At 37.9% G+C, this 25,534-nt stretch carries 14 protein-coding genes; 1 reads left to right on the top strand and 13 read right to left on the bottom strand.

What is annotated here, in order from left to right:
* From QUH73_RS02690 to QUH73_RS02670, 5 genes are all read right to left on the bottom strand, one after another.
* On the bottom strand, positions 1–5,814 hold the full coding sequence (locus QUH73_RS02690) for a gliding motility-associated C-terminal domain-containing protein (protein ID WP_289528938.1): 5,814 nt from the start codon (positions 5,812–5,814) through the stop codon (positions 1–3).
* Between the two features lie 410 nt (positions 5,815–6,224).
* The gene (locus QUH73_RS02685; protein WP_289528937.1) at positions 6,225–7,487 is read right to left on the bottom strand and encodes an ABC transporter permease; all 1,263 of its coding nucleotides are present in this window, start codon (positions 7,485–7,487) and stop codon (positions 6,225–6,227) included.
* A gap of 26 nt (positions 7,488–7,513) precedes the next feature.
* The gene (locus QUH73_RS02680) at positions 7,514–8,740 is read right to left on the bottom strand and encodes an ABC transporter permease (RefSeq protein WP_289528936.1); all 1,227 of its coding nucleotides are present in this window, start codon (positions 8,738–8,740) and stop codon (positions 7,514–7,516) included.
* Between the two features lie 396 nt (positions 8,741–9,136).
* Positions 9,137–9,541, bottom strand: coding sequence for an acyl-CoA thioesterase (locus QUH73_RS02675; protein WP_289528935.1), 405 nt, complete (start codon positions 9,539–9,541; stop codon positions 9,137–9,139).
* 139 nt (positions 9,542–9,680) lie between these two features.
* Positions 9,681–12,632, bottom strand: a complete 2,952-nt coding sequence (locus QUH73_RS02670) for a C25 family cysteine peptidase (protein ID WP_289528934.1) — start codon at positions 12,630–12,632, stop codon at positions 9,681–9,683.
* Positions 12,633–13,199: 567 nt separating this feature from the next.
* Between QUH73_RS02670 and QUH73_RS02665 the strand changes: the two genes are divergently transcribed.
* On the top strand, positions 13,200–13,892 hold the full coding sequence (locus QUH73_RS02665; protein ID WP_289528933.1) for a DNA-binding domain-containing protein: 693 nt from the start codon (positions 13,200–13,202) through the stop codon (positions 13,890–13,892).
* A gap of 429 nt (positions 13,893–14,321) precedes the next feature.
* On the opposite strand, the gene carB is transcribed toward QUH73_RS02665, so the two are convergent.
* The 8 genes from carB to QUH73_RS02625 form a co-directional block, all read right to left on the bottom strand.
* Positions 14,322–17,585 (bottom strand): carbamoyl-phosphate synthase (glutamine-hydrolyzing) large subunit, encoded by a 3,264-nt coding sequence (gene carB / locus QUH73_RS02660; RefSeq protein ID WP_289528932.1) that lies wholly within the window; start codon positions 17,583–17,585, stop codon positions 14,322–14,324.
* 130 nt (positions 17,586–17,715) lie between these two features.
* Complete coding sequence (gene carA, locus QUH73_RS02655; protein WP_289528931.1) at positions 17,716–18,804, bottom strand: glutamine-hydrolyzing carbamoyl-phosphate synthase small subunit; 1,089 nt, start codon at positions 18,802–18,804, stop codon at positions 17,716–17,718.
* Between the two features lie 118 nt (positions 18,805–18,922).
* The gene (gene argH, locus QUH73_RS02650) at positions 18,923–20,260 is read right to left on the bottom strand and encodes an argininosuccinate lyase (protein ID WP_289528930.1); all 1,338 of its coding nucleotides are present in this window, start codon (positions 20,258–20,260) and stop codon (positions 18,923–18,925) included.
* 64 nt (positions 20,261–20,324) lie between these two features.
* Positions 20,325–21,404: a M20 family metallo-hydrolase gene (locus tag QUH73_RS02645; RefSeq protein ID WP_289528929.1), complete on the bottom strand. Its 1,080-nt coding sequence runs from the start codon at positions 21,402–21,404 to the stop codon at positions 20,325–20,327.
* 9 nt (positions 21,405–21,413) lie between these two features.
* Complete coding sequence (argB, locus tag QUH73_RS02640) at positions 21,414–22,193, bottom strand: acetylglutamate kinase (protein ID WP_289528928.1); 780 nt, start codon at positions 22,191–22,193, stop codon at positions 21,414–21,416.
* Positions 22,190–23,323: an aspartate aminotransferase family protein gene (locus QUH73_RS02635; RefSeq protein WP_289528927.1), complete on the bottom strand. Its 1,134-nt coding sequence runs from the start codon at positions 23,321–23,323 to the stop codon at positions 22,190–22,192. Before QUH73_RS02635 ends, argB begins: the two co-directional genes overlap by 4 nt.
* Positions 23,324–23,336: 13 nt before the next feature.
* Positions 23,337–24,302, bottom strand: a complete 966-nt coding sequence (gene argC, locus QUH73_RS02630) for an N-acetyl-gamma-glutamyl-phosphate reductase (protein WP_289528926.1) — start codon at positions 24,300–24,302, stop codon at positions 23,337–23,339.
* 1 nt (position 24,303) lies between these two features.
* On the bottom strand, positions 24,304–25,503 hold the full coding sequence (locus tag QUH73_RS02625; protein WP_289528925.1) for an argininosuccinate synthase: 1,200 nt from the start codon (positions 25,501–25,503) through the stop codon (positions 24,304–24,306).
* Positions 25,504–25,534: the final 31 nt, after the last annotated feature.

Genomic DNA, 25,534 nt, shown 5'->3' with positions numbered 1-25,534 from the left:
CTATCTCTTTATAACAATGCATCCTTTAAAAACCTTTTTTGTTTCTATTTTCAGCACATAAAAATAAGTGTCCGTCACTAATTCATTTCCATTTCGATCCAGTCCGTTCCAATCGTTTTTATAATTTGAATCGGTGTATATCTCTACCCCATTTCTATTAAAAATAGTTAATTGAATATTCTCTAAATTATCAGAACCACTAATCATGAAAAATTCATTTTTACCATCACCATTAGGTGTTATTACCGTAGGAATGAACAATTTGTCTACTGTTAATTTCACATCATCATAATCACTACAGAATTTATTTGTTTCTGTCCATCGAAGAATGTTTTCAGCTATTCCTAATTTATCTACTTCAGTATTTGGAGAATACTGATCAAATAAATTAGCATAACCACTTACTACAGTCCATTCGCCGATACCTGCAGTTGACAAAACAGCTCCTAACTGTGCCCGGTCAGAATATTCCATTTTTATATCCATACCGGCATTAGCAATCGGTTGTTCCTCGAAAGTAATATCAATAACATCATTATCGGTACAGTCACCATTTGTTTTGGTCCACATAAGCTGGTAGCTATCATACGCATCAACCATGACTGTGGCGTTAGGAGAATTAGCATCTGGAGTGAAGGTAACATTCCCAACTCCTGATATTTTAGTCCAAACTCCTATTCCTGCGCTTGAAGTTGCTGCAAGAGAATATTCAAGTCCGCATTGATCCCCTCCAAAGCCGGCATCAGCGATTGGTTGTTCGTAGAAATTAACAACAACTTCATCGCTTGCAGAGCATGTACCATTATCTTCTGTCCATCTAAATGAATATATTCCGTAACTATCTACAGTGACTGCACTGTTCGGGGAATTGGGATTTGGGAAGAAACTTGCGTTGCCATTACCGGAAGTTTTGGTCCACGTGCCAGTACCCAAACTTGGTGTTGCCAATAAAGAAAATGTTAAACCACACATATTTCCACCAACACCTGCATTTGTTGCTGGCTGATCGTAAAAGTTAACATCAATCATTTCAGAATCAGTGCAATTTCCATTCGTTTCAGTCCACAAATACTGATAAGATCCAAAATCACTAACAGTTACGGCAGCATTGGAAGAACTACTATTTGGAAAAAAACTTGATATTCCTGAGCCTGATACTTGTGTCCATTTCCCTGATCCTGCACTTGGTTTTGCATTAAAAATAAAATCTAAATCACATTCATTACCACCAACTCCGGCATCTGCAATCGGTTGCTCATAAAAATTAACAATTATTTCATCGAATTCCGAACAGGCTCCATTTGCTTCTGTCCATCTTAATTTATAGGATCCATAACTATCGGCCGTAACTTTTGCATCGGGTGCATTCGCATCAGGAGAAAAACTAAGATTCCCCGGACCGGATTCTTTTGTCCATGTTCCGGTACCTGAGCTTTGTGTTGCCAAAAGATCATAATCTAAATCACATTCATCACCACCAACTCCTGCATTTGCGATGGGTTGCTCATAAAAACTTACACTTATATTATCGCTATCTGTACAACCATCCCGAACTTCTGTCCAGGTAAACTGGTAAGTATCGTAGACATCAACAGTTACAATAGCATTGGGAGTATTCGCATTAGGTGAAAAAACTGCATTCCCTGATCCACTGGTCTTTGTCCATGTTCCTATACCAACGCTTGCTGTTGCGGATAAACTGAAATCAAGATCACATTCATTACCTCCTAAACCTGCATTGGCTATTGGCTCCGGCGAAAATGTTATGATCATATCATCACTAACTGAAGAGCAAGATGGGTTCTCAACCGTTTTTGTAAGCGTTATAATACCCGATTCGCCAATTCCAAAATTATAGGTCGGATTATCAATGGTGTTATCATCAAATGTTCCGTTGCCATTGGTACTCCATACAATGGGGCCATTTGCAGAATTGCTGCCGGAAATAGTATAACTGTTGCCCCCACAAATATTATCATCTGCACCAGCATATGAAATTGGAGTTTGATTAAAATTAACGGTGATATCATCTGAACTAACACATATGCCATTGGTAATTGTCCAGCGGTAAATGTAGGTTCCGTAATCTGTTGCTGCAGCATTTGAGGTTCCGGCATTAACATCATTGAAAGTTGTTGTGCCGGGCCCTGATAGCTGAGACCAAGAACCAACTCCTATTGTCGGAGTGTTTCCTCCCAAACTTCCGCTTATTAATCCGTCACAATAATTTTGATCACTACCAACACTTGCAGCGGTTGGTTCTTCATTAAAATTTACTACAATATCCGCTTCAGATGAAGCACAAGATCCATTGATGATAGTCCATCTATAAGTGTATGTTCCATATTGACTAACAGTTGCTGTTGAATTTCCAAAATTAACATCGCTAAATGATGTTGTACCGGGACCTGATACCTGAGACCAAGAACCAATTCCGACCCAAGGAGTATTACCACCTAAACTCGTACTTGAAAGATTACTGCAATGATTCTGATCTCCCCCAACACTTGCGAGAGATGGTTTTTGAAAGTAAGTTACTGTTACATCAGCCTTACTGGAAGTACAGGTTCCATTACTTATTGTCCATCTGTATACGTAGATGCCATATTCACTTACGCTTGCAGTTGAACCACCGGAATTAACATTACTAAACGTAGTTGTGCCGGGACCTGATACTTGTGACCAAGAACCAATACCAACACTTGGAGTATTTCCAAGTAATGCATAACTAACTTTGGCATCACAAATGTCCTGATCTGTTCCTACTGTGGCTATTGTTGGTGTTTCATAGAAATTTACTGTAACATCATCGCTTAATGGTGTACAAGTTCCATTACTAATTGTCCATCTGTAAATGTAAGTTCCGTAGTCAGTTACAATAGCCATTGAAGTGCCGGAATTAATATTGCTGAATAGTGTTGTACCAGGTCCTGATATTTGTGACCATGTTCCTACCCCGACACCAGCCACAGCGGATAAAGTAAAATTCAAACCGCACTCATTTCCATCAGAACCTGCGTCAGCTATTTGTTGCTCATAAAAGTTAACACTTACTGCATCGCTATCTGTACAGCTATTATTAAGTTCTGACCATGTAAACTGATAAGTATCGTAAACATCAACGGTTACCGTTGCATTTGGAGAATTAACATTTGGTGAAAAAACAGCATTGCCTGAACCACCTGTCTTCGTCCAAGTTCCTGTACCTAAACTTGCGATTGCTGACAAAGTGAAATCCAAATCACATTCATTTCCCCCGGAGCCGGCATTAGCAACTGGTTTCTCATTGAAATTAACAACTACATCATCAAAACCGGAACAGCTTCCATTTACTTCAGTCCATCTTAATGTAAAGGTTCCGTAAGTATCTGAAGTTACAACAGCATTTGGATCATTGACATTGGGTGCAAAACTAAGATTTCCGGTACCCGTTTGTTTTGTCCAAGTTCCTGTTCCAACACTTTGTGTTGCAGATAAGGCGAAATCCAAATCACATTCATTTCCCCCAGAGCCGGCATTTGCAATTGGCTGCTCATAAAAATTAACAACTACATCATCAAAACCGGAACAGCTTCCATTTACTTCTGTCCATCTCAATGTAAAGCTTCCGTAAGTATCTGAGGTTACTACCGCATTTGGATCATTGGCATTAGGAGCGAAACTAAGATTTCCGGTACCCGTTTGTTTTGTCCACGTTCCTGTTCCAACACTTGCTGTTGCCGATAAGGTAAAATTCAAATCACACTCATTTCCTCCGGAACCGGCATTTGCAACTGGTTGCTCGAAAAAGTTGACACCCACAGTATCATCATCTGAACAGCCATTACTAATCTCTGTCCAGGTAAACTGATAAGCATCGTAGGCATCTACTGTTACTGTTGCATTGGGAGTATTGGCATTGGGTGAAAAAACAGCATTACCTGAACCACCTGTCTTCGTCCAGGTTCCTATACCTAAACTTGCGCTTGCTGACAAAGTGAAATTCAAATCACACTCATTTCCTCCGGAACCGGCATTTGCAACTGGTTGTTCATAAAAGTTGACACTTACTGCATCACTATCCGTACAGCTATTATTAAGTTCTGACCATGTAAACTGATAAGTATCGTAGGCATCAACCGTTACCATTGCATTTGGAGTATTGACATTTGGTGAAAAAACAGCATTGCCTGAACCACCTGTTTTTGTCCAGGTTCCAGTACCTGAACTAGCCACTGCCGATAAAATAAAATTCAAACCACATTCATCACCTCCTGTGCCGGCATCGGCTATTGGTTGCTCGAAAAAGTTGACACCCACAGTATCATCATCTGAACAACCGTTACTAATCTCTGACCATGTAAACTGATAAGCATCGTAGGCATCAACAGTTACCGTTGCATTTGGAGAATTAACATTTGGTGAAAAAACAGCATTACCTGAACCACCTGTCTTTGTCCATGTTCCTGTTCCAATACTCGGTACTGCAGATAAGGAAAAATCCAAATCACATTCATCGCCTCCTGTACCGACATCAGCAGTTGGAGGATCGAAATATGTAACTGTTAAAGTTACTGCACTCGCAGTACAAGATCCATTACTTATTTTCCACTGATATTCATATGTGCCATATGCATTAACTGTTGCAGTTGAACTCCCTGAGTTGATATTACTAAAACTAACAGTTCCGGGACCTGAAATCTTAGACCACTCACCTGTTCCAACTGTAGGCGTATTTCCACCAAGAGGATCACTTGTTAATGTTCCGCAATTACTTATGGATCCGGCAACACTTGCCTCGGTTGGTTCTTCATAGAAACCAATCGTTAAATCATCTGAAGCAGAACAAGTTCCATTGGTAACTGTTAATGTGAATACATAAACACCATATTCTGTAACATCAACATTAGAAGTAAATAAGTTTGGCGTATTTATATGAGCAATACCCGGACCTGAAGTTTTTTTCCATTCTGGATTCCCAACACTCGCACTAAATACTGTTAGTGTGCTGCTTAAAGTATTACAGAGATCTTTGTCATCCTCCGGAGCCGAAAAAACGGGCTGACTAAAAATAACATTTATCGAATCAGCATCTGTACAAGTTCCACTATCAACAGTCCATGCAAATCTATAAGTGCCAGGTGCTGTTACAGAAACTGTAGCGACAGGATCAGCAGGACTGGTAGAATAGCTAGCAGTGCCTGGACCTGAAACAATAGACCAGGTACCTGTTCCATTGACTGGTGCAGTACCACTAAATTTAAAATTTAAATCACAGGATTCTCCTCCTAAACCTGCATTAGCAATAATATCACCACATGGACCCGAAGCACAAATTTGGAAATTACCTATAGTATTTTCTTGATCGTATACCCTAATGTAGAGAATTTCTCCTGCTGTTCTACCAGAAAGTACAGCAGTTGTAATATACAAGCCTGAACTGGTTGGAGTATAACAGCCTATTTCAGTTAAACCTGTACATGATCCGCTATATACTGCAAAATTTACTTTGTCGAGCCACCCTGCTGTTCTTTCAGAATATGTTAAAATTACCATTTCACCGGAACTTGGAACAACAGCAGTAAACCAAACATCGCTGCCACTATAACTTCCGCATGAAGGAACAGGTATCGTATTATCAGTAACCCAACTATCAGTAGCATCAATATTATTATATGGAGCTAATGAACAAGTTGAACTAACTGAAAGAGGTGTTGCATTACATGGCAAATCATTTGTCGGTGCAGGAGGAGGTGTACTGGGAAGTGACAGGAGTTCAGGGAAAACATTATCTATAAAATTTCTACTAGCCGATAATCGGCTAAATGTTCCCATTACAACCGATGTAAATAATATTAAAAAAAGTACAACAAGGAGTAAAGGTCTTTTCATTTAATTATTATATATATTATCGATATTCCTTCGCAAAAGTAAATCTACAAAAAATACAAATAATATGGTTGGTTCCACAAACCATTCAAATATTGTTTTTTGTTGTTTAACACGAAGCAAAAGCCATCATAACTTGCTGATATTAAACAAAATAATACTGCAAGTTTATACGAATTAATAAAGAAAAACTTCTCCGAGTGTTAGTATTGATTCCACCAATCCGTAAATTTCCTCCACTAAAAAACAAAGAAAACATCTGTAATGGCAAGTTTTCAGGATGTATTGATCAAAAAAACAGCTTCTGCAATTAAAATTACAGAAGCTGTTTTACGAATGAAAGTAAAGTTCTTCAATTATTCATCACGTATTGCTTCTATCGGACGAACTTCCATTGCCCGTTTAGCTGGAATTATCCCTGCAAAAATTCCAGCGAAAATTAAAATTCCCAGAGCAATCATTGCCACATTAAAATCTACTTCTGGATTTGTAAACATGGAATTATCGCCACCACTATTTTGAATGGCTTTATTTATGAGTTCCAAAATAATAACTCCAAAAACGAGTCCGAACCATCCAGCGATTGCGGTTAAAACAACCGATTCAGTTAAAATAGAACTAATAATTACAGATGGTGAAGCTCCCAAAGCCCTTTGAATTCCGATTTCTTTTGTGCGCTTCTTCACAATAAAAAGCATAATATTACTGACTCCAATTATCCCGGCAATAAGCGTTCCTATGCCTACAATCCAAATTAATCCTGCTATACCAATAAATAAATTGTTGATTTTAATAAATTCCTTTTCTATATTCTCACTGCCTATGGCACGATCATCATGCGGATGAACTGAGTGACGCCTTTTAAGTAAAGCCTTAACTTTCTCCTCAACAAAGGTTGCAGTATATTCACTTTTAGATGTAATGGAATAATGACCGACCCTATTCCCATAATTATATGTTTTTTGAAGCGTTGTAAACGGTATAAAAATAGATTGATTCTGCCATTCGCCCCATCCTTGATTGTGCATGGATTTGAAGGTTCCAACCACCTGAAAGTAAACACCATTCAATTTAATGTATTCGCCTATTGGATTTTCATCTTTTTCGAACAATACCTCAATCACCCTTTCTCCAATTACGGCAATTTTCCTTGTATTATTAATATCAACCTGATTCAGGAATCGCCCATTGGTTATAATTACCGGATCAATTAAGTTCACTTCAGGAACATCACCAAGAATACTAAAAGCTCCGGTTTTTAAACCTTTGATAACATTATTATCTCCATCACCACCACGAGCCTGAATTCTTGGAGCTAACAGTTTTACTTCAGGAATATTATCTAAAATTGCTTTAGTATCTTGATTTGTAAAATGATACCTGCGCCCCTGCTTATATCCTTTATAGGGTTTGCTTGTTGGTTGGGTCCAGATAAAAACTGAATTAGTTGCAAAATCCCCCATTCCATAATACACACCATTTTCAAGTCCTTTCCCGGAACCCAGCATAATAATGAGCATAAAAATTCCCCAAAAAACTCCAAATGCAGTTAAAAAGGTTCTTAATTTATTGCTTTTAAGAGCCATGTATACTTCAGTCCATCTATCTCGATCAAACATCCTGTTAAATTTTTCAGATTAGTATTTTATTCGTGAGCCAAAGCTTCTATTGGTCGAACATTGGCGGCTTTCCGAGCCGGAAAAAAACCAGCCAGCAGTCCGGCAAAAACCAGTACCAAGGTTGCCTGTATGCCAACACTTAAATCAACCGATGGATTCATAAAGAACTCTATTTGAGTATGTGGTGCCAGCACTTCCAAGAGTATTACCCCGAGAACCAAGCCAATATATCCGGCCACACTGGTAATTAAAACTGATTCCAGTAACACCAAACCAACTATTGAATTTGGAGTAGCTCCCAATGCTTTGCGGATACCTATTTCTTTGGTACGCTCACGCACAACAATTATCATGATGTTGCTGACTCCGACAATTCCTGCTATAATTGTAAATACGCCTATTATCCATACAAAAATTCGAATTCCGGAAAACAGAGCCATTGTCCGTTGATAGTTTTCCATATTGTTATTGATCCACATAGCCCTTCTATCTGTAACGTCAAATTTATGCCGGGCGGCAAATGATTTTCTTAAGTATTGCTCCATGGCCTGAAGTGATTCAATATCCGGAGTATTTGTTGTGAAGGACATGTTTGATATTCGATTGGCTCCGTTAAATACTTTTTGAGCCGTAGATATAGGAACATATACGCGTTGCAGATCCCTTTCTGAGTAATCTGTAAAAGTTCCTACAACCTGAAATGGAATTCCGTTTATTTTCACGTATTTACCAATAGGATCTTCTCTTTTAAACAAGGCTTCTTCAACTACAGTACTTATAGCTACTACCTTTCTAAAATTCTTGACATCTATATCATTTAAGAAACGTCCTTTTATATTCGAAGTGCTTTCTAAAGTCTCTGTATCAGGGTGAACTGCAATAATATTGTAATTGACAAACTCTGTTTTGTAAGAGATTAAATTATTCCTGAAAATGGAATATCTTGAACTTATTTTATCAACATCTAAACCAGAATTTTTTGTTTTTTCATAGTCATCATTAGTAAATTGAATTCTTCGGCCAGCCTTCATGCCATCAAATGGCATACTGGTTCTACCACTGTAAATCCAGAGGCTATTCACGGCATCTTGTTTGAATTGATCCAAAACACCATTTTGCAGACCATTACCCGATCCCAGTAAAATAATTAACATGAAAATACCCCAGGATACACTGAAGCCGGTAAGAATAGTACGAAGTTTGTTTTTTCGAATGGTTTCAAAAATTTCCTGCCACTTATCAAGATCAAACATGATTTTCAATTTAGAATTTCACAATACTTAAGTATAGACGCGCGAAGCATGCTATACGTTACAATTGTGATGTCCTGAAATTTTGGTGGTATTTAATAACGGAAGGTTTTCTTACTCGCAAGTTATAGAAAGATTTGAAAGAAATCAAAAAAAAATAGTAAACCAAGCTATATATTGCGAATTGGCAGATAGGATTCTATCGCGGATACAGTATTCTTTTAATCTTATTTAACGTTCCTTAGCAGCTCTTAACCATGCATTGCCTTACATTTGTAATGTAGACAAAAGGAAATAAAAATAAGTAGTTTTATCATAGATTGAGATTAAGGTTAAAATTTAGTTTTAAAAAGGATCAGTTGGTTGCTGATCCTTTTTTTGTAACAAAATTCCTTTTATCTAAGCCAGATATTCAGAAAACAGTTCATCAAACACTTCTCCTTTGGAAAGACGACCATTTACCAGACATATTGTATATACTTTCCCCTTTGCACAGAGCTTGTTGTCAGATAAACGATAGATATCCTCATTAAATACCAACTTCACTCCTTCCCGTTCAATACTTAAGCGCACTTCGAATTCATCGCCGCTGGTTAGTGAAGTTTTGTAATCTATCTCGATTCTCGAAACCATAGCATCTGTTCCCTGTTCATGCAATGTTTTAAAATTAGTTCCTATGGACTCTAAAAACTCATGACGTGCATGCTCTAAATAATTCTGATAGACGGAATTATTCACAACTCCCTGAATGTCGCATTCGTAATCGCGTACTTTCAACTTAATTTTGTATAGATAATTTACCATTAAATTCGTTTTTTATTGAAAAGCTAAATTTAATAATAATAAAAGAAATAACGGTTAAATTACATTTCAACAAATCATCAAAATAAAAAGAACTGCTGAGCGGGAATCTCAACAGTTCTGAATTGTAAAGCATATCAATTTATCGGTTTACAATCAATTTTTTAGTCCAGCTTTTGCCATTTGCATCAACTTGAACCATATACATTCCTGTATTCAAACCACTTACATCAATTTCTTTTGAAACATCCATCTTAAAACTTCGAATTACACTTCCCGTAAGGTTAACAATTTTAACAGTCAGCTGGGTTGAAATGCCGTTGAATTCTATTTTGAAAGAATCACTGGCTGGATTGGGATAGAGGCTGATTGTTACATTGTCAGCAATAGCGCGTTCTCTTTCACTCCTGCTATCCTGTACTTGTATTCCATAATCTTCTATTTCGCCATAGCTTGTATTGCCGCAAGCCAAAGGTGTTGTGTCATAGGTAACACGAACCCTCATTCTTGTTGTTCCCAAACTTGCATCATTTGGAACCGAAATGGCACCTACTGCCTGGCCTAGTCCACCACTAATACTATAACTTAACGCATATTCTTCATCTGCATCCTCAAAATCACCATCCCGGTTCCAATCGAACCAAACGGTTACATAATTGCGTGAATCCGGACGACCAATATTAATGGTTATTGCATAACTCCCACCTGGCTCTACCGAAGCTGTCTGAGATGTGTAATCTGAATATTTATTACAAACAGAAGTCTGATTGATTGTTTCAAATATCACACCTGAAATATATTCATATGAACTGCATCCGTTTGTTGTTGCTTCGCAGTAATCTTGCTGAATTGGAGTACTTACTGTAATCAGATCAGTAACTGTTTTTGTATCTGTACTACCTGTTTTAGACGCAGTTAAAGAAACAGAATAGGTTCCCTCTGCAGCATAAATTACGCTTGGATTTTGCGTACTGCTTACCGATGGTGTTCCGCCTGTAAAAGACCAGTTCCAAGCTGTTGGATTGTTTGATGACAAATCAGTAAAACTAATGCTTTCTCCTTCATAAATGGAGGTTTTGTTTGTCGTAAAATTGGCAATTACATCGGTGTCTCCTGATCCTGAAATATTTATATTTGCCACATAAGGTATTTTATTATAGGCACATACTGTAATTTTTATTGTTCCGCTTGCAGGCAAAGGACTGAAAGAAACTGTTGCTGTTCCGCTGCTGGTTTTTGCTGTCCCCAAAATTTCGCCGTTTAAAGTCAACGAAACCCATGCGTCGTCGGTTGCACAGGTAACTGCTAATTGATTGCTGTTGGGAGCAATGGTGCCTGCATGACTTACCTGCAGACTGCCGGGAGTTTTGGTTCTAACCTGTAAGGATGGATCTCCGAATATGGTCCATGTATCCAACATGGTTTCTCCTCCCGATCCGTAAACATCTACCATTTTAAACATTCCATTCAAAGCCAAACCGGCAAAGGTTCTACGAATATTATTGGCGTAACTTTCCACTAAAATGTCATTCATCTCGGTTTGGGCAATCATTGGCGGTACCCACGATTGATTAATGGTAGAAGCACAAATTGCCATAGCTCCTGTAGGAACACCATTGTTTGTGGCTCTTAGCCATGCTTCGGCAAAGCAGGTGATTGATTTAAAGTTTCCATTCACACAAGCCACATCGAAAATAAAGGGAAGCTTGTTATTGTTGGTCAGGCTGTTTACATTGGTGCTGGTATATACCATACTCGCAAAACTGGTATTGGAACCATGACCTACATAATTGATTAAACTTTTGCCCGAATTCAGCAAACTGGTTAATTGACTTGCACTTCCTCCATCCTGATAACAGCGGGAGATACTATATCCGTACCCTTCCAATTTGTTTTCGATGGTATTCATGTGTTCAGCATCAGAAGGATTGGAACCTTCGTTGGATGCAATTCCTACTCCTGAAGACAGCCATGTGTCAGCGGTAGTAACATCTCTCTCGTAATGAATGGTTCTATCAACCTGAGTTGTTACCTGAGCTGCATTTTCAGCAGAAAACCGACCAACAAAAATGTCGATATAGTGATCATTACCAACGATAAAACCATAGTTGTTGTCAGAATCGCCGGCACTGGTATATGATGTAGGAACCTGCGGAGCATCGCCTACCAATAAAAGATAGGTTAGCCCATGAGTGTTGTAGTAGTTGCTCACATAGGTTTTAATTGCCGAAGCATTACCAATTGTACTCACAGCAATCATTTCAACTGATATTCCTTTTTGTTTCTTCCAAGTCACAAAATCAGCCATCTCGTCCATGAAATCGTCATAACAGATAATCAACATGTTTCCCGGGGCATCATTAAGAGCTGTGTATTTGGTGCTGTTACTGGTATAATTTAAAAAATGGTTTTGATAGATTTTTTCGAAACCATTATCTGTAGTAGTCGATTTTGTGCCTGACATTACATTTTTTGTTGACATTCTTCCGCTTGGACTCACCTTCATTTCAATGTGCGTATAAATCCTGAGTTTCTTTTGAACAGGATTGTAAGCTATTGGCTGAACAACAACTGCCTGACCGCGAACGCTTCGTAATATATACGGTTCATTCATCGAAGCTAATACGGATGGATAAAATGCATCAGTCTGATAAATTTCTCCGTATTGATAGGGAATTGTTTTAGGATCGATATCTCTGGTAAGATTCCCTTTTGAAGGGACAATTTTAATATCGGTCAGTTCGATAAACTCTGAAGAAACGATCTCGACCTGCATATCGGCACTGGCAGGAATCATGATAGACTGTGCGAAACGAGGCAATGCAGGATTCCCTTTTTCAAGAATATCACCCATACCATTTGCTTCCACCTTGTAGGCTTTTTCTGATTCAATCCATTTGAGATCGTAAGAATTCAACGTAAAATCAAGTACATAGTCGTTGCCAACAGATGATTTCAGTATCATCTCGTTTTTGTCGCTTCGATTATTCGGATCGATCTTAATGTGTTCCCGCTTTTGAGCTAAAGCGTTAAATGTTGGTACCAGGGTAAGAGCAATAGCACATACCCAAAAAGAGTAAAATTTTGTTTTCATAAGTAAATTTTTAAATAGTTATCACTTGATAATAGATTGGGTAAGTTTTGAATGAATATTTAGTCTTAATACTCACTATTTTCAAAATAACAAATCAATTACCACCCCTTTATTCCCGATAAAGCAAAAAGGTAACCCAAAAAAACAATAAACTTTATTAATTATTATCTCACATCGGAATTTACATACTCATCAAACTACTATATTCACTAGTATTGAACATTATTAAACACATTATTTTTTTGATATAAAAATACATGCCTTATAATACAAATGATTGATTCGATTCATAAAACATCACTCTCCTATTATTTAAAATATATATAAAATGAATAAGTAACGCAGTTATGTTTGTTTTCTGTTATTCAGTAAGTGATACCAAATACCTTTTGAATTCAAATTACTTTATTTCAACTTCTGTATTGCAATTATACAAGGGAATACAAGAGTTTTTATGATTCTGTAAAATTAAAAAGTTAGCATATTAATATTATTTAACTTGTTCATAATGTAATTATGATGTATTTTTAAACGATATTTTAATAACAAATTAATACCTTAATTAAAATGATTGAATATTATTTGCATTTAAATGCATTAACTGATGCTCCGGACGACTGTATTGCCAAACCATCTACAATCGGTGTTTTAACCCGCGAAGACTTAATTAAAGAATGTTGTGCTGAAGGCACTGGAATTACCCCATACGAAGCTGAGAGTATGTTTAAGCGTATTGAAACTGTGGTAACAGAGAATTTGGAAAAAGGCTATTCCATCAATACGCCGTTAATAAATATTTCACCAAGTATTACCGGAGTGTTCAATAATTGGGATGACAGTTTTGATGGATCCCGTCACAAACTGCATTTTAAATCATCACCAGGTATTTTGCTAAAGGCAGTTGCTGATTCGAGTAAACTTCACAAAATTGATCGTAAAAAAACCATCATCGATATCTATAGCTTTACGGATCATTCCATTGGTCAGGAAACAGACAGTCTTCAGCCAAATGGTGTGGGTGAATTAAAGGGGAAACGATTAAAAATGGATACTTCGGACGAAAATCAAGGAATATTCCTGATTGCTGAAGATGGCACAGAATATCGGGTTGCGGTATATGTAACCAATACCGACAGCACTCAAATTTTTCAAATTCCTGAATTAACTGCCGGCAATTACGAATTACAAGTAAGATGTATTGCCAAGAACAACAAAAAGCTTACCATTGGGTATTACGACAAAACTCTTAGCGTAAAATAGTACATAGAAAGCCGGTTGATCCGGCTTTTATTTTGCTTATTAAACTCCCCTGTATCACCCGGATAATTTCCCTTGCACTGCTCCAAACTTTTCCCTTGTGTTACGCAATACTCTTCCCTTGTACTACTCCAAAGCTTTCCCTTGCACCAGACAATACCTTTCCCTTGTGCAAGGGAAAGACCTTCCCTATAGGTAGGGAAATTCTTATTTCATTGTAAGGGGATTGTGGCAGTACAGAATGTAATTGCCGGTATTTCATCTGTATCACAAATACAATCAATACAAAAGCCCCGACAGGTTTTAAAAACTGCCGGGGCTAAAATAATATAATGTATTACAATGCTATCAGGTTTGCAAATTGCTGAAAAGCAATAAGCTTTTAAAAGAATTGGTATCCTCACTTAAAGTGAGAGCACCAAAAGTTATATTTTACCAATCCTGCTTTTTATCTACGTAATCGCTGAAACTGTCAATTCCTAAATCCTCTATCGATTTTTTACAGAATGAATAGATAAAGGCTGAAGCCAAACGAGCATTGGTTATTAATGGTATGTTCAAATCAATCGCAGTTCTTCTGATCAGATAATCGTTATTCAACTCCGATTTGCTTAAGTTTTTGGGGATGTTAATCACCAAATCAACTTTGCGCTCTTTAATTAAATTGTGAGCAGTCACTTCAACATCTTCATCAGGCCAACCTACACTTTCGATAGTAACACCGTTCTCTTCCAGGAATTTTGCAGTCCCTCTGGTACCATACAATTTGTGTCCTTTCTCTTCAAGCATCTTCGCACTTTTTAAAAGTTCTACTTTCGAGCGAATGGGACCACTGCTGATTAGTATTGCACTCTTCGGTATGCGGTAACCTACTGATAACATTGCCTTTAATATCGCATCGTAATAATCAGCTCCTATGCAGCCAACTTCACCGGTTGACGACATATCTACACCCAAAACCGGATCTGCTTTCGACAATCTTGAAAAGGAAAACTGAGAGGCTTTTATCCCAATATGCTCCAACTCGAACATCGAAGGTAAATTGTTTGGAATGTTAACTCCTAACATAGCCTGAGTGGCAGTTTCGATAAAATTAAAGTTCATTACCTTCGAAACAAAAGGAAAACTTCTACTTGCACGCAGGTTGCACTCAATAACCTTAATGTCATTATCCTTTGCCAGTAACTGCATATTAAAAGGTCCGGTAATGTTCAGCGATTTTGCAATTTTACCAGCAATTTTACGAATTCTGCGAATGGTTTCGAAATACAGTTTTTGTGGTGGAAATACCAAAGTAGCATCTCCCGAATGCACTCCGGCAAACTCAACATGTTCCGAAATGGCATCAATAATAATTTCACCATTTTTAGCTACTCCATCGAACTCGATCTCTTTTGCTTCCTGAATAAATTCACTAACAACAACCGGATACTGCTTCGATACCTGCGCAGCTAAATCCAGAAAATGGCCTAATTCATCCTTGTTCGAAACCACATTCATTGCAGCACCGGAAAGCACATAACTTGGTCTGATTAATACAGGAAAACCTACTTCATCAATAAAGTCATTAATTGCCTCTTTGCTTGTCAACTCATTCCATCTAGGCTGATCAATTTTCAATTCATCAAGCATAGCTGAAAACGTCTGGCGGTTTTCAGCTCTGTCAATCGATTCAGGAGATGTTCCCAAGACTTTTACACCTGCCTTGTGCAAACGCATCGAAAGGTTCTGAGGAATCTGTCCTCCAACCGATACAATTACACCGCGGGGTGATTCCAGATCGATAATATCCAATACTCTTTCGAAAGAAAGTTCATCAAAGTACAAACGATCACACACATCGTAGTCGGTACTTACCGTTTCCGGATTGTAATTGATCATTACCGATCGTAATCCTTCTTTATTTACTGCGTTCAGCGCATTTACACTGCACCAGTCAAATTCAACGGAAGACCCGATTCGATAGGCTCCGGAACCCAGCACAATAACGGATTGATTGTCGTCTGCATAAGTAATGTCATTTTCATCACCACTGTAAGTCAAATAAACGTAGTTGGTTTGTGCAGGATACTCGGCGGCAAGTGTGTCAATTTGTTTAACAACCGGAACAATTCCTTTTGCTTTACGATGTTTTCTCACCTCTAAAAGTTCCGATTCCATATCAGTTCTCTCTGGTTTCAAAACAAAGCGTGCTAACTGAAAATCGGAAAAGCCATATACTTTTGCTGCTCTAAGTAAAGCGTCAGGTAATTCCTGTAAGTTATTGTATTTCTGAAGATCCCATTTCAATTTTGTGATGTGTTCCAGCTTGCTTAGGAACCACTTATCAATTTTGGTAAGATCATGTATTTTGTCAATGGAATATCCTTTTTCAAAAGCTTGCGCGATAGAGAAAATACGCATGTCTGTTGGATGAGTTAATTCCCGATCAACATCGTCGAACTTTGAATGAACATTTCCAACGAATCCGTGCATTCCCTGGCCAATCATACGCAAACCTTTTTGAACGGCTTCCTCGAAATTACGACCAACGGCCATTACTTCTCCTACACTCTTCATGCTGGAACCAATCTCTTTGGTTACGCCTTCAAACTTATTTAAATCCCAACGCGGAATTTTACAAACTACGTAATCCAATGCAGGTTCGAAACAAGCTGTTGTTGTTTTTGTTACAGCATTCTTAAGCTCGTGCAAAGCATAGCCCAAACCAAGTTTAGCGGCAACAAAGGCCAACGGATAACCAGTTGCTTTTGATGCCAATGCAGATGATCTTGATAAACGGGCATTCACCTCAATTACACGATAATCTTCCGAATTAGGATCAAGAGCATACTGAACGTTACACTCTCCCACTACGCCAAAGTGACGAATAATTTTAATGGCTAATGATCTTAGTTTGTGGTACTCCGAATTGGTTAGTGTTTGCGAGGGTGCAATAACGATACTCTCTCCTGTATGGATTCCCAGCGGATCGAAATTTTCCATATTACAAACTGTAATACAGTTGTCATATGCATCACGAACCACCTCATACTCTACTTCTTTCCATCCTTTTAGTGATTCCTCAACCAATATCTGACTAGAATAGGATAAGGCATTTTCAGCCAATTTCTCCAATTCTGCCATATTTGAACAGAATCCACTTCCTTGCCCACCTAAAGTAAAGGCAGCACGAACAATAATTGGAAAACCTAGTTTTTCAGCGGCTTTTAATGCTTCAGGAATCGATTCAACAGCAAATGACTGTGGTGTTTTCACATCGATTCCACGAAGTTCGTTGGCAAATATCTCTCTGTCCTCAGTTTTAATAATGGTCTCGATTGGAGTACCCAAAACCTGAAGATTGTATTTCTCTAGTAATCCGGCATTGAAAAGCTGAATACCACAGTTTAATGCAGTTTGTCCTCCAAAAGCTAAAAGGATTCCATCAGGCTTTTCTTTTAAGATAACCTGTTCTACAAAATAAGGTGTAACCGGCAAAAAATAAATTTGATCGGCAATTCCTTTCGACGTTTGTACCGTGGCAATATTGGGATTGATAAGTACCGTATAAATACCTTCTTCCTTCATTGCTTTTAATGCCTGTGATCCAGAATAGTCAAACTCCCCTGCTTCTCCAATTTTAAGTGCTCCAGAACCTAATACCAGTACTTTCTTTATGTTGTCTTTTATCATTTTTCTTAAGCTGAGAGCCATTAGCTTATCGCTTTTGGCTGTTAATTGATAATTGTTTTTCTTAAAAACACCCCTCTGTTCTTCGGACATCTCCCCTGAAAGGGAGAAAAAGTACAAACGGGACTTTTTTTAACTTTAAACTTTCTCTTTATTAACTTCTACCTTTATATTCTTCGATCATCTTAATGAAATCATCGAACAGAAATTCGGTATCTGTTGGACCACTGGAAGCTTCCGGGTGAAACTGAGAGGCAAAAAATGGTTTGCTTGTGTGCTTTAATCCTTCACATGTGCCATCATTCGCATTAACGAACAACGGCTCCCATTCTTTTGGTAACGTATCCATATTAATGGCATATCCGTGATTCTGAGAAGTGATAAAACAACGCTTGCTTCCTTTCAATACAACCGGCTGATTGTGGCTGCGGTGTCCGTACTTCAACTTATAAGTATCAGCGCCTGCAGCCAGAGCCATTAATTGTGTTCCCAGACAAATACCCATAATTGGTGTATCCTGACCAAAAACAGTTTTTAGATTGGCGATTGCTTTTGTATTTTGTTTTGGATCACCAGGGCCGTTGGATATGAATAATCCATCGTACTGCTCCTGAGTAAAATCGTAATCGTGTGGAACTCTGATTACTGTGGTATCTCTTTTTAATAAACAACGAATAATATTGTTTTTCACACCACAATCCAACAACAATACTTTGTGCTTACCATTGCCGTAAACAATCTTTTCTGATGTGCTTACCTGAGCCACAAGGTTTTCCAAATTTGGATCTTTCCATTCAGGTTCTTTGCCCTCAAACACAATTTTGGCAAGCATACTGCCTTGTTCGCGAAGCTTTTTAGTTAATGCACGGGTGTCAACACCATAAATTCCTGGTATTTTGTGTTGTTTCATCCAGTCACCAAGGCTTAAACTCGCATTCCAATGACTGAATTCCTCGGTATAATCTGATACAATAAATGCAGACACCTGAATTTTTTCCGACTCATAAAAACGAAACAAATCATCTTCCTGAAGTGTTCCCGGTACTCCATAATTTCCAATCAGTGGAAATGTACTAACCAGAATTTGTCCCCGGTACGAAGGATCCGTTAAACTTTCCGGATATCCTGTCATGGCAGTATTAAACACCATTTCTCCGGAAATGGATTCCTGGTACCCAAAAGATGTTCCGATATACTCCGATCCATCCTGTAAAATTAATTTGGCTTTTGTCTCTCCTGACATAAAAGTTCTATAAAATGGTTAATATTTTTAGTGCTTAGTGAATAGTTTTTAGTAATTAGTTCAGTCTGAAATATTTTATATTTTCTTGTACTAACTACTCCGTACTAGTCACTTCTATTTATATTCTATTTAATAAGTTCATGTAAGCCTCTTTGGTTTTGTTAAAATTAAAACCAACGAAAATCTCATTCATCTTATCTACAATTTTATCATTGCATAAATTACCGATACTTCCTTCGTGAACATGATTCACTTTACCTTCGTATTCGAAAGTACCTTCTTCCACAATTTGTCCGATCTTTTTGTAAGCATCCCGGAAAGGAACACCATTGAGTACCATTCGGTTGACTTCCTCCACCGTAAACATGTACTTATAACGCTCATCCTTCAAAACATCTTTATTGATTTTAACTTCGGAAAGCATGATTCGTGTCATTTCCAGACAAGCAATCATTTTATCGAAAGCTGGCATAAAGAACTCTTTTGTTAGCTGATAATCTCTGTGATATCCGGAAGGAAGATTTGAGGTTACTGCCTGAATTTGTGCCGGCAACATCTGCAATGCATTTGCATGAGCCCGAATCAACTCAAAAACATCAGGATTCTTTTTGTGCGGCATGATGCTGCTTCCTGTTGTTAATTCATCAGGGAAACTTAAAAAGTTGAAGTTTTGACAGTTATACAAACAGGCATCCATGGCTAATTTACCAATTGTCATGGCCATATTGGCTAAGGCCGAAAGAACGGTAAACTCCATTTTGCCGCGTCCCATTTGTGCATAAACTACATTGTAACTTAAATCTCTAAAACCTAGTAAGTCAGTAGTCATTTGCCGGTTTAACGGAAATGATGAGCCATAACCGGCTCCGGATCCCAATGGATTCTGATTGACTACTTTGTAAGCCGCCTGCAACACCATCATGTCATCGGTCAAACTTTCTGCATAGGCACCAAACCATAAGCCAAATGAGGATGGCATAGCAACCTGTAAGTGAGTATATCCAGGAATCAATACATCTTTATTCTCGTTGCTCTTAGCAATCAACTCATCAAAAAGGAGTCTGCCTTCCCGAACAATTTCTTCGAGTTTGTTTCTTGTGAATAATTTTAAATCCAAAAGAACCTGATCGTTTCGCGATCGGCCACTATGTATTTTTTTACCAATATCACCCAAAGCTAAAGTCAATTGATATTCAACCTGAGAGTGAACATCTTCCGTACCATCTTCTATAACAAAGGCATTGTTTTTTATCGAAGAATAAATATTTCGTAATTCTTCCTGAATCAATTTCAATTCTGTTTTCTCCAATAATCCGATGGATTCGAGCATTTCAATGTGCGCCAGAGATCCTAATACATCGAAGGGCGCAAGTTGTATATCTAATTCCCGGTCCATTCCAACAGTGAATTGTTCTATTTTCTTGTCAACTTTTACGCCTTTGTCCCAAAGTTTCATAGTAATTCTCTTTAAAGTTAGGTGTTAGTGTATCGTATTGTTTAATCCGTTTCTTACTTCTTATTTAACTTATTTCAGGTTGTATTTTCAAACCGTTCAACAAGTTATAATATTTTTCGATTCCCTGCCCAATTTCATCGATGTAGATAAACTCATCAGCCGTATGAGATCTGGCCGAATCTCCGGGACCCAATTTTAAGGTTGGAAATCCTTTCATAATAGCCTGATCGGATGTGGTTGGAGAACCGTAATATTTCATTCCCAAGCTCAATCCTGTCTGAATTAAAGGATGCTCCAATGGTATTCCTGAAGAATTCATTCTAAACGATCGGGCTGAAACTTTACTCTCCAACTTTTCGCTGATGATAGCAAATGCCTTTTCGTTTGAATAATGCTCGTTCGTACGAACATCAACCACAAATTTGCAGGATGATGGAATTACATTGTGCTGTTTTCCTGCATTGATTTGTGTTACTGTCATTTTTACTGCGCCCAGCATCTCAGATTCCAAAGCGAATTTATAAGAATGAAGCCATTCTATATCGCGCATTGCAATAGATATTGCGTTGACACCCTCGTTACGGGCAGCATGTCCGGGAACACCAATAGCATCACAATCCAGGACCATCAATCCTTTTTCGGCAATGGCCATTTCCATCAATGTTGGTTCGCCTACAATTCCAACATCAATTCGTCCTATTTCATCTTGTACCAGCTCAAAACCTCCGGTTCCTGATATTTCCTCTTCTGCGGAAGCAACAAAAACACGGTTGTAATCTTGATCAGTACCTTCCAGCGCTAAAAATGTTGCAAACAGAGAAACCAAACATCCCCCTGCATCATTGCTGCCCAACCCATACAATTTGCCGTCGGACACTTCCGGATTGAAAGGATCCTTGGTATATTTTTCAGAAGGTTTTACGGTGTCTAAATGAGAATTCAGCAACAAAACCGGCTTTTTATCATCAAAATCCTTATTGAAAGCCCATACATTATTTCCTTTACGGTGTACCTGATATCCAAAGTCAGTTAGTTTCTGCTCCATTACATCTGCAGCTTGATTTTCCTGTTTACTGTAAGATTGAATAGAAATCAATTGCTTAAGTGTCGTCAAGGCTGTTTCGGTATACTTTTTTAAATCCATATGCGTAAGCTAAGAGTTAACAATTTGTGTTCCTGAGGAATGATTTGTCTCCATCGAAACAAAATTCCCGATTACTACCTCTTCCACTCCTTTTGATAAGGCATAAAATGCATTTTGTGTTTTTGGCAGCATCCCTGTATTAATCTTTCCCAATTTCACCATTTCGGAGCATTTTACGTTAGAAAGAACGGGCATTACACTGCTGTCATCCTCCGCATTCATTAACACGCCAAGTTTCTCGAAACTATAAATCAATTTCACCTTATAGAAACGACTTAAAGCAACAGCAACTTCTGTTGCAACTGTATCGGCATTGGTGTTGAATAATTGCCCCTTACCATCATGAGTAATCGGTGCAATAACCAAAACTGAATTGCATTCAATTTGCTTGCATAAAGCCAGGGTATTCACTGCTGTAACATCACCAACAAAACCGAAATCGACTTTTGTATTGCTTCTTTTTTCAGCCCTGATCAGATCCAGATCGGCACCAGACATTCCCATTGCATTTACTCCACGAGCCTGCAATGCGGCAACAATATTCTTATTGATTAGTCCGGCATAAACCATGGTAACCAGCTTCAGATTTTCAGCATCAGTGATACGTCTTCCATCGACCATTTTGGTTTGAACTCCAAGTTTGCCTGCTAAATCAGATGCTAATTTTCCACCTCCGTGAACCAAAACAATCTTGCCGTTTAAATTTGAAAATGCATCGAGAAAATCATTTAGTTTTTCGGTATCGTCAATTACGTTACCTCCAATTTTCACAACAGTTAAATCTATCATACCATTACAATTTGGGTTAGTTTTTGAAATGCTTGAATGAATTGATCCACCTCTTTTTTGGTAATTGAAAGTGGCGGCAGTAAACGAAGCGTTGTACTGCCTGATGATCCTGTGAAAATTCCATGTTCCTCAAGAAGCTGTTTCCTGATTTTAGGCATATTCTCAAGATCAATACCAATCATTAATCCTTTCCCCCTTATTGCTTTTATTGCTTTATTATCTTTTAATTCAGAGATTAAATAATCTCCTAATCTGTTTGCATTGTCGATTAACTGTTCCTCTTCAATTGTCTCTAAAACAGCCATTCCCGCAGCACATGCCAAATGATTTCCCCCAAAGGTTGTTCCTAACATTCCGCTCCATGCTTTTATTTCAGGTGAGATAATTACTCCGGCAATCGGAAATCCATTCCCCATTCCTTTAGCTGTGGTAATGATGTCTGCTTTTATTCCAGCGTGTTGATGAGCAAAGAATTTTCCGGTTCTTCCATAACCCGACTGAATTTCATCCAAAATAAGCATTGCTTTGTGAGATTTGCACAAGCTTTCGGCAGACTTTAAGAACTCAACCGAAGGTTCTACAACGCCATTCACACCTTGTATTCCTTCAATAATCACTGCTGCAACGTCATTTTTACCAAGAGCTTTTTCCAGTGCAGGAATGTCATTCATCTCTATAAAAAGAACATCATGTTTTACATTAAATTCTGATGATAAAACGGGATTGTCGGTAATTGCTAAAGCACCACTGCTTCTTCCGTGAAAAGCTCCTTTAATTGCAATGATTTTCGATTTGCCTGTGTGAAAAGATGCCACTTTCAGAGCATTTTCATTGGCTTCAGCTCCCGAGTTACACAAGAATAAATTGTAATCATCGTATCCTGAAAGTGTCCCTAATTTACCAGCTAATTTTTCCTGCATATCATTTCTTACTGCATTCGAATAAAAGCCTAAACAATGAAGTTGATGCTCCATTCTAAAAATATAGTGAGGATGACTGTGACCAATTGAAATTACACCATGTCCACCATAAAAATCTAAATATTTATTTCCTTTATCGTCAGATATGCTTGATCCTTTCCCATTAACCAAATTTATATCGTAACAATTATATACGTTAAATAATTCCATTTCTTTCTTTTTTTTAAAATCCAATCGGCTTTAAGCCCAGTCCTAATATTTCCGGCATTCCAAATAATAAATTCATATTCTGAACTGCCTGACCAGAAGCTCCTTTCAATAAATTATCAATCACTGAAATAATCATCAGCTTACTACCATGTTTTTCAAGATACAATACACATTTATTTGTGTTTACAACTTGCTTTACATCAGGCGATGTATTTGATATTGAAACGAATGGATGATTTTTATAATATATTTTGTACTTCTCGACCGCTTCTTCAACAGACCAATCACAATCGGTATAGATTGTGGCCATTATTCCCCGGCTAAAGTTTCCTCTAACGGGAATAAAATTGATTTCTTTATTGAAGCCTGGCTGAAGTTGCAAAACCGTTTCTGTAATCTCCTCCAAATGCTGATGAGTAAATGCCTTGTATACGGAAACATTGTTGTTTTTCCAGCTAAAATGTGAAGTTGATGTTGGATTCTGACCTGCTCCGGTTGATCCGGTAATCGCATTGACATGAACCTCCTCCTTCAATTTATTTTCTTTAGCTAAAGGCAATAATCCCAATTCAATGCAGGTAGCAAAACATCCTGGATTCGCTATTTTATCAGCATTCGAAATTTTATCTTTATTAATTTCGGGCAATCCATAAACAAATCCTTTGTTATTTGTTCTAGGCCTAAAATCAGTACTCAAATCGATAATTTTTACGGTCTCAGGCAAATTATTCTCTTCCAAAAATAATTTGGTTTTCCCATGTCCCGAACAAATGAATAAAACATCAATTGTTTTATAATCCGCTTCGGAAAACGACAAATCAGTATCCCCTAACAAATCCCTATGAACATCCGATACCGGATGTCCCATATGACTTGTACTCTGTACGAAACTGATATTTGCCTGTGGGTGCCAAATTAAAATCCGCAACAATTCTCCTGCCGTATATCCGGCTCCACCTATGATTCCTATATTCACCATATTATTCCTGATTTACAGTGTAGTATATCTTCAATGAATTAGCCAGAATATTGGTAAATCCTTTTGCATCATCCGCGGTCCATCCCTTGCTGCTTTCGCCGTACTGACCAAACAAATCAGTCATCAGGTCGTTAGGTGAAGTAATGCCTTCAACAAAGAAATATTTAGGATTTAAATTTAAAATAACTGTTCCTGTTACCTTCTTTTGAGTGTCAAGAAGGAAAGTCTCCATGTTCCTCATTACCGGCTCTAGGTACTGAGCTTCGTGCAACAACATACCATAAAAATTGGCAATTTGCTCTTTCCAGTGCATTTGCCATTTGGTAAGCGTATGTTTTTCGAGAGTCTGATGAGCTTTAATAATCATTAAAGGCGCGGCTGCTTCAAATGCAACCCGTCCTTTTGTTCCAATAATTGTATCGCCAATGTGCATGTCTCTTCCAATGCCAAATTGAGAGCCAATTGCTTCAATTTTTTTAATTGCATCCAAAGGATGTTGTACTTTTTCTCCATTCACACTAACCAATTCTCCTTTTTCAAATCCTATGGTCAGTTTCTCCGATTCGGTTTTAACAACCTGTTTTGGATAAGCTTCTTCCGGAAGAGGTTGATCTGAAGTTAAGGTTTCTTTTCCGCCAATACTTGTACCCCAGATTCCTGCATTAATGGAATATTTCATTTTTTCGAAATTGGCCGAAATACCATTTTCTTTCAGGTAATTGATTTCTGTCTCCCTGCTCAACTGCATATCTCTGGTTGGAGTAATAATTTCGGCATTGGGAGCCATTATTTTAAAAATAAGATCAAATCTGATCTGATCGTTACCAGCACCGGTACTACCGTGAGCGATATAATCAGCATCAATGGAATGGGCATATTTAGCGATTGCCATGGCTTGAAATGCTCTTTCTGAGCTTACAGACAGTGGGTAAGTATTGTTCTTTAAAACATTTCCCATTATCATGTATTTAATACATTTATCGTAGTATTCTTCGGTAATATCAAGTGAGGCGTGTTGAATAACTCCCAGTTGTTTTGTTCTATTCTCTATATCGGCTAATTCTTCATCGCTGAAACCACCGGTATTACCCAATACTGTGTACACATCCATGTTTAACTCCTTAGACAAATAAAGTGCACAGTATGTTGTATCTAAACCTCCGCTATATGCTAATACTACTTTTTTCTTAGTTGATGTCATTATATTGTTATTTGTAGATTTTCAAAATCTT

Source organism: Labilibaculum sp. K2S (genome assembly GCF_030372765.1).
Taxonomy (GTDB): Bacteria; Bacteroidota; Bacteroidia; order Bacteroidales; family Marinifilaceae; genus Labilibaculum.
Note: the sequence above shows the minus strand (reverse complement) of the source record. Positions and strands in the feature narration are given on the sequence as shown.

Bases quoted from the DNA above. Each gene is read 5' to 3' on its own strand.
- QUH73_RS02675 (WP_289528935.1), bottom strand. From the start codon at position 9,541: ATGGTAAATTATCTATACAAAATTAAGTTGAAAGTACGCGATTACGAA.
- QUH73_RS02635 (WP_289528927.1), bottom strand. From the start codon at position 23,323: ATGGAATTATTTAACGTATATAATTGTTACGATATAAATTTGGTTAAT.
- QUH73_RS02680 (WP_289528936.1), bottom strand. From the start codon at position 8,740: ATGTTTGATCTTGATAAGTGGCAGGAAATTTTTGAAACCATTCGAAAA.
- argH (WP_289528930.1), bottom strand. From the start codon at position 20,260: ATGAAACTTTGGGACAAAGGCGTAAAAGTTGACAAGAAAATAGAACAA.
- QUH73_RS02625 (WP_289528925.1), bottom strand. From the start codon at position 25,503: ATGACATCAACTAAGAAAAAAGTAGTATTAGCATATAGCGGAGGTTTA.
- carB (WP_289528932.1), bottom strand. From the start codon at position 17,585: ATGGCTCTCAGCTTAAGAAAAATGATAAAAGACAACATAAAGAAAGTA.
- QUH73_RS02685 (WP_289528937.1), bottom strand. From the start codon at position 7,487: ATGTTTGATCGAGATAGATGGACTGAAGTATACATGGCTCTTAAAAGC.
- QUH73_RS02690 (WP_289528938.1), bottom strand. From the start codon at position 5,814: ATGGGAACATTTAGCCGATTATCGGCTAGTAGAAATTTTATAGATAAT.
- QUH73_RS02645 (WP_289528929.1), bottom strand. From the start codon at position 21,404: ATGGATTTAAAAAAGTATACCGAAACAGCCTTGACGACACTTAAGCAA.
- argB (WP_289528928.1), bottom strand. From the start codon at position 22,193: ATGATAGATTTAACTGTTGTGAAAATTGGAGGTAACGTAATTGACGAT.
- carA (WP_289528931.1), bottom strand. From the start codon at position 18,804: ATGTCAGGAGAGACAAAAGCCAAATTAATTTTACAGGATGGATCGGAG.
- QUH73_RS02665 (WP_289528933.1), top strand. From the start codon at position 13,200: ATGATTGAATATTATTTGCATTTAAATGCATTAACTGATGCTCCGGAC.
- argC (WP_289528926.1), bottom strand. From the start codon at position 24,302: ATGGTGAATATAGGAATCATAGGTGGAGCCGGATATACGGCAGGAGAA.
- QUH73_RS02670 (WP_289528934.1), bottom strand. From the start codon at position 12,632: ATGAAAACAAAATTTTACTCTTTTTGGGTATGTGCTATTGCTCTTACC.